Below are 11,900 nucleotides of genomic sequence, written 5' to 3'. Positions count from 1 at the left end.
AAAAAACGGACTCCAAGGAGTCCGTTTTAAAAAGTTTAAAAGTAGATAAGAACTACTTAAGGGTGTTAACAAGCTTCTGAACGCCGCTCTTACGCTGAGCAGCCTGATTCTTGTGTACGATGCCCTTAGAAGCAGCCTTGTCAAGAAGGCGGGATGCCTTGTTAGCTGCAACCTGTGCGTCCTCAAGCTGGCCTGCCTCAACAGCAGTGCGAACTGCCTTAATAGCAGTCTTAAGCTCGGAACGGACAGCCTTGTTGCGCTGGCGTGCCTTCTCAGCGGTGAGAATACGCTTCTTCTGAGACTTGATGTTAGCCACGTGCGGTTCCTTTCGGTGTTTACTATGTGAGGCCTCTTCGCTGAGACACGTTTGAGGCAGCTGTTGAAGTATAGCACGAAGGGGGTAGTTTACGCTATTATTTTCCTTATGAATACACAGGATACTTCACATATTCGCAACTTCTCTATTGTTGCGCACATCGATCACGGTAAATCTACCATCAGTGACCGCATTTTGGAGCTTACTCATACCGTTGAAGAACGCGATATGGAGTCACAGCTCTTGGACACTATGGACATTGAACGTGAGCGTGGAATTACCATTAAATCAAACGCAGTCCGCGTCATGTATGACGCAGATGACGGAGAGCGCTATCAGTTCAACCTGATTGACACCCCAGGCCACGTTGACTTTACCTATGAGGTCTCAAGGTCTTTGGCTGCTTGTGAGGGTGCAGTGCTGGTTGTTGATGCAACGCAAGGCGTTGAGGCACAGACTGTCTCAAACGCCATGCTGGCCATGAACGCTAACCTGGATATTGTTCCTGCAATCAATAAGATTGACCTTCCATCTGCTCGACCTGAAGAGGTACGTGCAGAAATTGAAGATGTTCTTGCTATCCCGGCTGATGATGCGGTATGTGTCTCTGGTAAAACAGGTGAGGGTATTCACGAGCTCCTTGAGGCTTTGGTGTATTTGGTTTCTCCTCCAAAGGGAGACCCTACAGCTCCACTTAAGGCGCTTATTCTTGACTCGTATTTTGACCAGTTCAGAGGCGTCGTTGCAACAGTGCGTGTTTTTGATGGTTCAATCAAAGCCGGCGATCAGCTTCTTATGATGCAGGGATCTATGCCTTTTCTTGTTGAAGAAGTTGGCGCTAAGAGACCTCTTGAGATGGCTGTTGACCAGCTTTCTGTTGGTGAAGTTGGCTATGTGGTAACTGGCCTCAAAGACCCTGAAGCTGTCCGCGTTGGAGACACGCTGACCTATAAGCAAAATCCTTGTGCAGAACCACTACCAGGTTATCGTGAGGCAAAACCAATGGTATTTACCGGTCTTTTCCCGGTTGATAACAAGCAGTACGAGAATCTCCGTGACGCACTTGATAAGTTGCACGTTAATGATCCATCTCTTACGTGGTCTCCAGAGACGTCTGTTGCTTTGGGATTTGGCTTCAGAGTAGGCTTTTTGGGTCTTCTCCACATGGAGGTTGTCAAAGAACGTCTTGAGCGTGAGTTTGACCTGGACTTGATTGCTACCAGTCCCTCTGTTGACTATCACGTCTATAAGACCGATGGAACTATGATTGAGATCACCAGTCCTCAAGATCTTCCAGAGGTTACTAAGATTGACCGCATTGATGAGCCGTACCTCAAGGCAAAAATTATTGTGCCTCCCGAGTTTGTTGGCACGGTTATGCAGCTTGTTGTTGATCATCGTGGCGTATCTGAGGACATGGTGTATTTGTCTGATAAGTCCGTTGAGATGATTTTTAGTATTCCTCTAGCTGAGCTTATCTTGGACTTCTTTGATCAGCTTAAGAGTAGAACTAAAGGCTATGCCTCACTTGACTATGAATTTGATTCGTACCGCACTTCTGACCTGGTTAAGCTTGATATCTTGCTTGCTGGAGACGTTGTTGATGCGCTCTCGTTTATTGTTCACAAAGACAAAGCATACGATCTTGCTCGTGGTCTTTGCGACAGGCTTAAAGGCATTATTCCACAGCAACTTTTTGAGGTTCCTATTCAGGGTGCAATTGGCAATAAAATCATCTCTCGTTCTACTGTTCGCGCGCGTAGAAAGGACGTCTTAGCCAAGTGCTACGGCGGCGACATTTCCAGAAAGCGCAAACTGCTCGAGAAGCAAAAAGAGGGTAAGAAGCGCATGAAGCAGATTGGCTCAGTCGAAGTGCCCCAAGAGGCGTTCTTGGCTGTTCTCAAGGTTGATGACGAGTAGAAGGTATCTGTGGAATCGCTTCAAACTATTATTGCAACCTGTGCCCCTGAAGCTGGTCTTTCTTCTCGCATTATTCCTTTTGCGTCAGGTACTTCACTTAAGGAGCGCCTGTCTGCAAATCCCGTGCTTATGGCCCCTATGGCCGGTGTCAGCGATGGCGTGTATCGCACTATGGCTCGAGCTGGCGGAGCAGGTCTTGCGTATTCAGAAATGGTTTCTGTTGCAGGAATTCATTATGGTGGCGATAAAACCTGGGAGCTTGTAGAGCCTCTTGCAACAGAGCCTGATATTGCTGTTCAACTCTTTGGTTCAAAGCCAGATCAGTTTAAAGAAGCAGCAGCTCAGATTAGTGAGCGTTTAGGGGATAAGCTGGCTCTTATCGATATCAATATGGCTTGTCCTGTTCCTAAGGTGGTTAAAAAAGGGGAGGGTTCAGCCCTTCTCGATACCCCAGAGCTTGCTGCAGATTTGGTTAAGGCTTGTCTGTCTGAGGTTAGCGTACCTGTCACTGTCAAGATTAGGCGTGGTAGACGTCAGGATGAGGAAGTGGCACCTGAGTTTGCTCGCGCCATGGAGGCTGCTGGAGCGTCTGCTGTTGCTATTCATGGCCGCTTTGCCACCCAGATGTATCGAGGTCAGGCGGAATGGGAGACCGTTAATAGAGTTTGCGATGCTGTTTCAATTCCTGTTATAGGCTCTGGCGATATGCTCTCTGCTGAAGCAGCAGCTCATGCTCTTACAGAGACAGGTGTAACGGCTGTAATGATTGCTCGCGGAACGTACGGAAATCCGTGGATTTTTAAAAACACTCAAGCTTTAGTTGAGGGTCAACCTGTGCTTGTTCCAACGCTTGACCAAATGCTTGCATCTTTTATGATGCATGTAAGGTTGCTTGACGCTGCGGATATTCATATTGCTCGCGCTAGAAGCCTTTCTACCTGGTATTTTAGAGGTATTCCAAACGCAGCCTATTGGCGTGGAAAGTCAGTAAAGTGCGTTACGGCCCAGGATTTTATTGATCTTGCACTAGAGATTAAAGAAACCGTCAAGCGGCTTGAGGGTGAGCAAGAATTTCCTGAGCATAATCTACCTATGAGCTAGTGATTTGTTGTGGATTCCTGGCAGTCTAAATACAATCAAACGGCTACCTCTGCACTTTATCTGCATATTCCGTTTTGTTCTCAAAAATGCTTCTATTGCGATTTCTCTTCTTGGTCTACAAGACAAGATGATAGTCGCATGAATAATTACGTTAAAGCACTAAAACATCAGCTAGACGAGGCTGCCCAGCTTGGTTTGTTATCAGCCACAAAAACAGTTTATATGGGCGGTGGAACGCCAAGCTTGCTTGGTCAAGATGCAGTGGATTTGGCGCAGCACACTTCTGCGATTGTAAATCCTGATGAGTTCAGTATTGAAGCAAATCCAGACTCACTATCTGATGATCTTCTCGCCAGTCTTACTACGGGCGGGGTAACACGAGTTTCTTTGGGAGTTCAAAGCTTTAACGATAATGAGCTTAAGAAGCTGGGCAGAATTCACTCGGCCGACCTGGCTTACGACAGAGTACTTGCTGCAAAAGAGCATGGTTACGATGTGTCGGTTGATCTTATGTGTGCAATTCCTGAGCAAACAGAGAGTTCTTGGGAGTTTTCGCTCTCAAGATTTATCTCGCTTGGCGTAAATCATGTGAGTGTCTATCCGCTAACCATTGAAGACGGCACGGCGCTGGCTAAGCAAACCCAGGATAAAGACACTCCATGGAACACCTATGACGTGCAGGCAGATCGAATGCAGGCGGCCTCAAAGACGCTCCAAGCGGCGGGGTTTGAACGCTACGAGGTGGCAAGTTATGCTCGCAATCAGAAGAGCTGTAAGCACAATAAGATGTACTGGACAGGCGAGTCGTACCTTGGGCTTGGCACGAGCGCTGCAAGCATGTTGACTGCAGCTGAGTACGATGTACTTGCCAAGGTCAACACCTCTTTGCCAAATCGTCCGCTAAATGCCGAACGCGCGCGACTGGTGGTTCTTGATGCTCCAAGAAAAATTGCCGAAGGTGCATCGCTTTTCTCGACAGAGTTTGATGTTGAATTTCTGACTCAAAAAGAAGCTGTGGCAGAAGATTTGATGCTGCACGCTCGTCTTATGGAGCCAATTTCGCCTGCGCTTTTAGAAGAGTCTGAGCAGATATTTGGCGCATTGCGTCTACATGATGTGTTTGATGCGTGCGTACGAGATGGGCTGTTAGTTCACGTTGATGCGGCAAATTCTAGGACTGGAGCTTCATATAAGCCTACCGAGAAGGGCTGGCTGCTTGGCAACGAGCTCTATGGACGTCTTTGGGATTTACGTTTGTAACGTGTTTGTGCTGCATTAAGTTCAAAACAAGTGGGTACACTTTCAAACGTTCTCATGATGCAGATTTATTATGGGTTGAATCGGAGAGATTTCATGGCTGCTATGAACGAAAAGGACTATTACGCCATCCTTGGTGTTTCTGAGTCCGCGACAGCTGAAGAAATTAGAAAAGCTTTTCAAACTAAAGCTCGTAAGCTTCATCCAGATATCAATAAAGAGCCCGATGCTGAAGAACGTTTTAAAGAGGTTTCTGAGGCATATGCTGTTCTGTCAGATACCGAGAAACGCCGTCGATATGATGCAATGAGAAGTGGCTCTTTCTATGGCGGCGGCTATGGTCCTTCTGGTTATCCTGGCGGATCTGCCTATGGAGGTTCTCCTTTTGAGGGAGGCTTCCCGTTTGGTGATATCAACTTTACTAATTGGACTACTGGATCTCAAAAGCGCTCTCGTGCATACAAGCCTCAGACTGGCGCAGATATTGTCTACGACTTAACGCTGAATGATACAGACGCTAAAAATGGTGTTAAGAAAGGCATCACGTATCAGCGCTTTGTTACTTGTGATGCTTGTGCTGGTAAGGGATCACAGCATAAGACTGAGGCAACTACCTGTCCTACCTGCCACGGAACGGGCCATATTGACATTGATCTTTCTTCCATTTTTGGAGTAGGCAAGTTTAGAGTTGACTGTCCAGAGTGTGAAGGCGCTGGTCACGTCGTACAGGACCCATGCGACGTTTGTGGTGGTTCTGGACGTGTTTTGTCTGCAAGCGAAATTATGGTTGATGTACCAGCTAATTCACATGATGGTGACCAAATCAGAGTACCTGGAATGGGAAATGCAGGAACAAATTGTTCTGCAACTGGTGATTTTATCGTAAATGTTAAGGTTCCTTCAGAGCAGTTGACGTTCCGCCAACGCGCGGGAGCTCGTATCACAGGTATAACTGCAATGCTTCTTGTGTTTGTGGCGCTTAATTTACGCTCACCACTATTTGCCATTGTGTTGATTCCGCTTTTGATATTTGGCATAAGAAATGTTCTTGCAGATGGCGTCAAGATGAATGCTGGCTGGTGGAGAAGCTTTGCAAATGCCTTTGTTTCGGGAATTATCAACGGTGCCTTCTACTCAATTATTATTATGACTTTGTATGCTTGTACGGCCGGATTAGGCCATGTCGGCTATATGGGAATTTAAGTTTTAGGTTTTACAAGGGGAGAGTTAGTAAGCGTGGCAGAGAAGAAAGACTTCTACGAGCTCTTAGGTGTTGCTCGTGATGCAGACCAAAAAACAATCAAGCGAGCTTTTCTAAAGCTGGCAAGAAAGCTGCACCCTGATGTTTCTGATGATCCTCATGCAGAAGAGAAGTTTAAAGAGGTAAACGAAGCTTATTCTGTGCTGTCAGATGAGCAAAAACGTGCCAACTATGACCGTTATGGTGATCCTAATGGTCCATCCGGTTTTGGTGGCGGCTATGTGGATATGTCAGATATCTTTGGCGGTGGTTTTGGCGGCTTTGGAGATATCTTTGACTCCTTTTTTGGCGGCGGCCATGGTGGTCGCAACGCTGCTCAGCGTACTCGTGGTAGTGATATGGGAATTAGACTCTCTATCACTTTGGAAGAGGCTGCTGCGGGTGTTACAAAAACTATCTCGTATAACAGACTTTCTACCTGTGATGACTGTAATGGCACCGGCCTTGGTGAGGGTGGAAAAATTGAAGACTGCCCACGCTGTCACGGTACGGGTACGGTAGTTCAGGTCCAAAATACCGTCTTTGGTCAGATGCAGTCTCAGACTGTATGTCCAGAGTGCCAAGGAACAGGCAAAAAAGTCGAACACGCCTGTGAGACCTGTGGTGGCCAGGGAAGAACTCCTGACCATGAGCGTGTTTCTGTTGAAATTCCTGCAGGCGTTCATTCTGGCCAGTCAATTTCTATTACCGGCAAGGGCGAGGCTGGTGTCAGGGGTGATACCTCTGGTGACCTCATCGTAACTATTGAGGTTTCCCAGCATAAAGACTTTGAGCGCAGGGGAGACGATCTCTTTACTTCAGTTAGTGTAGATTCTCTTGAGGCAATTGTTGGCACTACCGTTACCATTGACGGCATTATCAAAGATGAAACTATTGAGATTTCTATACCTGCAGGTTGTAAGTATGGCCAGCAGCTAAGCGTGGCTGGTAAAGGCATGCCTCGTTTGCATACTAAGGCTCGTGGAAACCTTTACGTTCTGGTTCACATTGAGACTTCAACAGGGCTGACCAAAGATCAGTTAGATACACTCACCTCACTTATTGATGAGCGTAAACAAAGTAGTGTTCAAGACACTCAAGATGAGTCACATACCACTCAATCTGAAGGTAAAGATTCTTCAGATCACAAAAATAAGAACGCCAAAAAGACTTCCAAGAAGACTTCCAAGAAGAGGCGCTAATGGCTCATGGTATTGCGCTCATAAATCTTGGATGTAGGGTAAATCGCGTTGAGCTTGATTTAATGGCGGATTCACTGCTTCGCATGGGATGTCGCATTGTTGAAGAAGATGAAGCTCAGGCAATTGTTATCAACACCTGTGCTGTCACCGCAGAAGCAGAAGCTAAGACGAGAAAAGCTGTGCGTAAAGCAGCGCTTATGCCGGGAGCCCCTCTTGTAGTAGCAACGGGTTGTGTTGCAAGTCTTTTTGCTGATGAACTTGCCTCGCTTGCTCCTAACGTTGTGGTAGAAGCCGAGAAGGACAAAGTTGCAGATAGGGTTCTTGAAGAGCTAGGTTTTGCACCAGAATCCGTAAGCGACGACGGACTTGTCATCTCCAAGCCTACTCCAACAGGTCGTACGCGCCCTGGCATCAAAATTCAAGACGGTTGCGATAATCGTTGCACCTTCTGCATTGTGTGGAAAGCACGTGGCGCAGGTAAGTCTCTTGATCCTCGTGAAGTTGTTTTGCAGGTAAAAGATGCTATGAGCAGAGGAGCTCAAGAGGTTGTTCTTACGGGAATTAATCTTGGTAGCTATAAAGCTCAACTTGAGGATGAGGGCAAGAAGACCCTCAGGCTCCCAGACCTTCTCGAGTATGTGCTTGAAAAAACAGAGGTAGGCCGCCTCAGGCTTTCTTCTCTTGAGCCACCTGATGTAAATGCTCGTTTAGTAGAGGTTATTGCTGCTTCCAACGGAAGAATTGCACCTTTTTTGCACATCTGCCTTCAATCCGGATGTGACGCTACGCTTGCACGTATGGGCAGGGTGTATAGGACAGAACTTTATCGCAACGCTGTTGAGGAAGCTCGCTCGGTACTGCCAACTATTGCGTTAGGAACGGACCTTATTGTTGGTTTCCCTGGAGAAACTGATAAAGAATTTGAAGAGTCGTTTGAGTTTTGTCGTCAGATGGGCTTTTCAAAGATGCATGTATTTAGGTATTCCAAGCGACCTGGAACGCCCGCGGCTACTGCTCCAAATCAGGTAGATCCAAAAGTGATGGCTGAGCGCGCAAAGAAAATGCGTGATCTGGGTAATGCTATGCGCTTTGATGCTGCTAAGAAGCTAGTTGGTACCTGCGATAATGTGGTGGTACAGTATCCTGGTAGGGGAATTTCTGGCGGTCTTTTTGATGTCCAGGTTGACCCTACTATTGAACTTGATGAACTTATCGCTATGCGCTTTGATGAAGTTTTACCTAATGGAACGCTAAAAGCTACTCATTTATAAATTGGGGGAACATGGAGCCAACACAGATTCGCTTAACTATTCCTGATTCAGTGGATCCTTTATATCTGACAGGTCCAGCTGATAGTTTGCTCAGAGAAATTGAAGCGTCATGTGCGGCTCTTATTTCAGTCAGAGGCAAAGCAATCTTTTTGTCGGGAACTTCTCAAGAAATTGAGCAGTTAACGCTTATTTTTTCTCACCTAATTCAAATGGTCGAGTCTGGATCTAGGCCAACGCTTGAAGACGTAAAGTTGCTGCTTGATAGTACAAAAAGAAATGCCAACTTAGAGCATACGGGAACACGTACCCTGTTTGTAACTCATAAAGGCAAAGCAATTCAGCCTAAAACACAAGGTCAAATAGCGTATACCAAGGCAATTGCAAACAACTCTATAACCTTTGGTATTGGTCCTGCGGGTACCGGCAAAACCTATTTGGCAGTTGCCATGGCGCTTGCAGCTTTGACTTCTCAGCAAATCAGCAGAATTGTGCTAGTAAGACCTGTTGTAGAAGCGGGAGAGTCTCTTGGTTTTCTCCCGGGAACACTTCAAGAGAAGCTTGATCCCTACATTAGACCGCTCTATGACGCCCTCTTTGATATGACCTCCATGGAGTACGCAAATAACCTTGTTGAACAGGGAATTGTTGAAATTGCTCCGCTTGCATTTATGCGTGGTCGTACCATGAATGATGCGTTTGTCATTTTGGATGAGGCGCAAAACACCACCCCTGAGCAGATGAAAATGTTTCTGACTCGCCTGGGTTTCTCGTCAAAATTTGTTATTACCGGTGATGCAACACAGCGAGACCTTGTGGGAAGAAGTGGTCTGGACGTTGCTCGACAGGTGTTGGGTAATCTGGAAGACGTTGCTTTTGTTGATTTAGATAGAAATGATATTGTTCGCCACACGTTGGTTGGTAAGATAGTTGATGCATACACTGCGTATGAGAAGAAACAGCTAGGGGAGTAACGTGGTTAACGAGTACGACATTGTGATCGAAGAAGGCGTCGCGTGCCCAATTTCTGTAGAAGAGATTGAAGCCGATTGCAACCTTGTACTCTCTGAAGAGGGTGTAGAGCGTCCTTGTACCGTGTCCATTTCTATTGTCAGCGATGAAGAGATTCAGCAGGTAAATCTTGAGTGGCGAGAAAAAAATGCGCCCACAGACGTTATCTCACTTGAGGTAGAGCGACCTGATGATCCAGATTTGGCTCCTGGTGAAATGTGTGAGCTAGGCGATATTATTCTGGCTCCTAACTTTATTGCACGTCAGGCAAAAGAATATGGTACTACGGAGGCAGACGAGTTTAGGCTCATGCTTGTTCACGCCATGCTTCACCTGCTTGGATATGATCACATTGAAGACGATGAGGCAGAGGTTATGGAGGCTCGTGAGGACGCTCTTGTTGCTTTGCTTTCAACGGATAGGACTATTGAGCCAGTTGTATTGACTCGCCACCGTGAGGGGATTGACGAGTAATGATTCCGGGATCTAAAGGCAGACATCCAAGCTTTAAGCGCGGCCTTCTCTTTGCACTACAGGGCGCTCGCCAAGCGTTTGCTCAAGAGACAAACCTGCGCCGTATGTCAGTAGCTGCTGTATTGACCGTAGTTGCGGGATTGTTTGTTGGCTTGGATGCCGTAAGCTGGGCACTTGTCCTCGCGTGTATTGGTGCGGTTTTAACTACAGAGCTCCTTAACACGGCAATAGAAACTGTAGTGGACCTGGTTTCTCCTGAGTTTCATCCTATGGCCGGTAAAGCCAAAGATATTGCTGCGGCAGCTTCATGCTGTATTAGCATTACCGCAGCTCTTATAGGACTTTTGATTTTCTCGCGAGCAATTTTTCATTGGTAAGTTGGAGGACATATGACCGCCAATTCAGTTTCTGAAAACACTACATCTGAGACCACTCCATTTAGGAGCGGTTTTGTTGCTTTAGTTGGTCGTCCAAGTGTTGGTAAGTCCACACTGTTAAATGCTTGCATGGGCCAGAAAGTAGCTATTGCAAGCCCTGTTGCCCAGACAACGCGCCGTCGTTTTAGGGCAGTGGTGAATGGAGAGAACTCTCAGCTGGTCATTGTAGATACTCCAGGCCTCCACAAGCCCAAAGACGCTCTTGGAAAAGAGCTTAACAAGGCAGCGCTCGGAGAGCTTAATGACGCTGATGTCATTGCTTTTTTGATTGATGCTACCAAGCCTGTTGGTCGTGGAGATGAATGGGTTGCCAATCATGTTGAGCAGGCACATGCTGCCTTTAAGCTGCTGGTTATTACCAAGGCTGACATTGCAACTCCAGAGCAAGTAGCAGAACAGCTTGAGGCCGCACAGGCTCTTGCGCACTTTGATGACGTGCTTGTTGTTTCTGCTCCAGAAGACTTCAATATCCAGGCATTTATTGCGCTTGTTTCAGAGCATCTTCCTGAGGGTCCCATGTGGTTCCCAGAGGACATGGAGACTGACGCATTGCCAGAAGACCTGGTAGCAGAGTTTGTTCGCGAGAAGCTCTTGTTGAATCTTCGTCAAGAAGTTCCCCATTCCGTTGCCGTTGTTTGTGATTCCTATGAGGTAGCAACGGACGGGCATTTATCTATTTCTGCCACCATTTTGGTTGAGCGAGAAGGACAAAAGGGCATCGTAGTTGGCCAGGGCGGCTCTATGATTAAACGCGTTGGCGTTGAGGCTAGAAAAGACTTGGAGAAACTGTTTGGTCGCAAGGTTTACCTTGACCTGCAGGTGCGCGTTCAGCCTCTCTGGAGGCGTGATGCCAATGAGATTAAGCGCCTGGGCTACTCAACTGAGGACTAGTTGTGCCTGGTAGAAAGACTACGCGTCTTAAAGCAATTGTGCTTGATAGAACAAAACTCGCTGAGCAAGACCTCATCTTAACCATGCTCTCCGATTCAGGAGAAGAGTGTCGTGCAGTCGCAAAGGGTGCTAGAAAGCCAGGCGGCCGATTTGCAGCCCGCGTTGAACTGTTTTGTGAGCTAGACGTACTGCTGGCAGAAGGTCGCTCACTTGATATCTTGTCCGAGGCAACCTTGCTTGAGCCGCACGCATCGCTGCGCGGAGATCTTTCTAAGGTAGCGGCTGCGTCAGCTATCTGTGAAGTCGCACGTCTTTCGTGTATCGACGGCGTCGAAGACGCGTTTCTCTATCCACTGCTCTCTCGCGCTCTCAGAGCCTGCGAAGAAGTAGCTGACGAGAAACACTTAGATCTTGTTGTTGCTGCTTATGTGTTTAAGGTTTTGGCACATGAAGGCTGGCGCCCTGAGTTGGAATCGTGCATTGCCTGTGGAGATGAAGCTCTAACGTACTTCTCGCCAGCTGCTGGTGGTGCATTGTGTGGAAGTTGTGCGCATGAGATTGAGGGAGCTATTGAGGTAACTCCACTTGAGCTCTCGTGGTTATCGTCGCTTCTAAAACTTACCTTTGACCAGCTTATTGTTGCTGAGATTGCTCCAGAAACTGCGCTCTTTTTGCTCACAAGCGCGCATATTTGGGCAGCCACACACCTTGAGGCGCGTCTCAAGGCATTTGAATTTCTACTCAGTATCTAGTTGAAGTGGATTTTTACTAGCAAAGTTCACC

General features: G+C 47.1%; 12 protein-coding genes. 11 read left to right on the top strand and 1 reads right to left on the bottom strand.

Going from position 1 to position 11,900, the window contains the following annotated elements:
• Nucleotides 1–52: 52 nt before the first annotated feature.
• Nucleotides 53–316 carry a 30S ribosomal protein S20 gene (gene rpsT, locus HMPREF1493_RS02675; RefSeq protein WP_012808888.1) on the bottom strand — a complete coding sequence of 88 codons (264 nt, stop codon included), beginning with the start codon at nt 314–316 and terminating at the stop codon, nt 53–55.
• Between the two features lie 108 nt (nt 317–424).
• Between rpsT and lepA the strand changes: the two genes are divergently transcribed.
• The 11 genes from lepA (at nt 425) to recO (ending at nt 11,869) form a co-directional block, all read left to right on the top strand.
• Nucleotides 425–2,236: a translation elongation factor 4 gene (lepA, locus tag HMPREF1493_RS02670; RefSeq protein WP_035427660.1), complete on the top strand. Its 1,812-nt coding sequence runs from the start codon at nt 425–427 to the stop codon at nt 2,234–2,236.
• 9 nt (nt 2,237–2,245) lie between these two features.
• On the top strand, nt 2,246–3,337 hold the full coding sequence (dusB, locus tag HMPREF1493_RS02665) for a tRNA dihydrouridine synthase DusB (RefSeq protein ID WP_035427658.1): 1,092 nt from the start codon (nt 2,246–2,248) through the stop codon (nt 3,335–3,337).
• Between the two features lie 9 nt (nt 3,338–3,346).
• Nucleotides 3,347–4,597, top strand: a complete 1,251-nt coding sequence (gene hemW, locus HMPREF1493_RS02660; RefSeq protein WP_051485228.1) for a radical SAM family heme chaperone HemW — start codon at nt 3,347–3,349, stop codon at nt 4,595–4,597.
• Between the two features lie 93 nt (nt 4,598–4,690).
• A complete protein-coding gene (locus HMPREF1493_RS02655) occupies nt 4,691–5,797 on the top strand; it encodes a DnaJ domain-containing protein (RefSeq protein ID WP_035427655.1) in 1,107 nt (368 codons plus the stop codon).
• A 33-nt stretch (nt 5,798–5,830) separates the two neighbouring features.
• The gene (gene dnaJ / locus HMPREF1493_RS02650) at nt 5,831–7,036 is read left to right on the top strand and encodes a molecular chaperone DnaJ (RefSeq protein WP_035427653.1); all 1,206 of its coding nucleotides are present in this window, start codon (nt 5,831–5,833) and stop codon (nt 7,034–7,036) included.
• Complete coding sequence (locus HMPREF1493_RS02645; RefSeq protein ID WP_035427651.1) at nt 7,036–8,307, top strand: MiaB/RimO family radical SAM methylthiotransferase; 1,272 nt, start codon at nt 7,036–7,038, stop codon at nt 8,305–8,307. Before dnaJ ends, HMPREF1493_RS02645 begins: the two co-directional genes overlap by 1 nt.
• Before the next feature lie 11 nt (nt 8,308–8,318).
• The gene (locus HMPREF1493_RS02640) at nt 8,319–9,278 is read left to right on the top strand and encodes a PhoH family protein (RefSeq protein WP_035427650.1); all 960 of its coding nucleotides are present in this window, start codon (nt 8,319–8,321) and stop codon (nt 9,276–9,278) included.
• A 1-nt stretch (nt 9,279) separates the two neighbouring features.
• Nucleotides 9,280–9,789 (top strand): rRNA maturation RNase YbeY, encoded by a 510-nt coding sequence (gene ybeY / locus HMPREF1493_RS02635; protein WP_035427648.1) that lies wholly within the window; start codon nt 9,280–9,282, stop codon nt 9,787–9,789.
• Nucleotides 9,789–10,166, top strand: coding sequence for a diacylglycerol kinase family protein (locus HMPREF1493_RS02630; protein ID WP_035427646.1), 378 nt, complete (start codon nt 9,789–9,791; stop codon nt 10,164–10,166). Before ybeY ends, HMPREF1493_RS02630 begins: the two co-directional genes overlap by 1 nt.
• 12 nt (nt 10,167–10,178) lie before the next feature.
• Nucleotides 10,179–11,117 (top strand): GTPase Era, encoded by a 939-nt coding sequence (era, locus tag HMPREF1493_RS02625; protein WP_035427645.1) that lies wholly within the window; start codon nt 10,179–10,181, stop codon nt 11,115–11,117.
• Between the two features lie 2 nt (nt 11,118–11,119).
• Nucleotides 11,120–11,869, top strand: coding sequence for a DNA repair protein RecO (gene recO, locus HMPREF1493_RS02620; RefSeq protein WP_035427643.1), 750 nt, complete (start codon nt 11,120–11,122; stop codon nt 11,867–11,869).
• The last annotated feature ends 31 nt before the right edge of the window (nt 11,870–11,900 follow it).

This window comes from Atopobium sp. ICM42b, assembly GCA_000564995.1.
Classification (GTDB): Bacteria; Actinomycetota; Coriobacteriia; order Coriobacteriales; family Atopobiaceae; genus Lancefieldella.
This window is presented reverse-complemented; position numbering and strand designations above follow the sequence as displayed.

Bases quoted from the DNA above. Each gene is read 5' to 3' on its own strand.
- lepA (WP_035427660.1), top strand. From the start codon at position 425: ATGAATACACAGGATACTTCACATATTCGCAACTTCTCTATTGTTGCG.
- HMPREF1493_RS02655 (WP_035427655.1), top strand. From the start codon at position 4,691: ATGGCTGCTATGAACGAAAAGGACTATTACGCCATCCTTGGTGTTTCT.
- HMPREF1493_RS02645 (WP_035427651.1), top strand. From the start codon at position 7,036: ATGGCTCATGGTATTGCGCTCATAAATCTTGGATGTAGGGTAAATCGC.
- HMPREF1493_RS02640 (WP_035427650.1), top strand. From the start codon at position 8,319: ATGGAGCCAACACAGATTCGCTTAACTATTCCTGATTCAGTGGATCCT.
- HMPREF1493_RS02630 (WP_035427646.1), top strand. From the start codon at position 9,789: ATGATTCCGGGATCTAAAGGCAGACATCCAAGCTTTAAGCGCGGCCTT.
- era (WP_035427645.1), top strand. From the start codon at position 10,179: ATGACCGCCAATTCAGTTTCTGAAAACACTACATCTGAGACCACTCCA.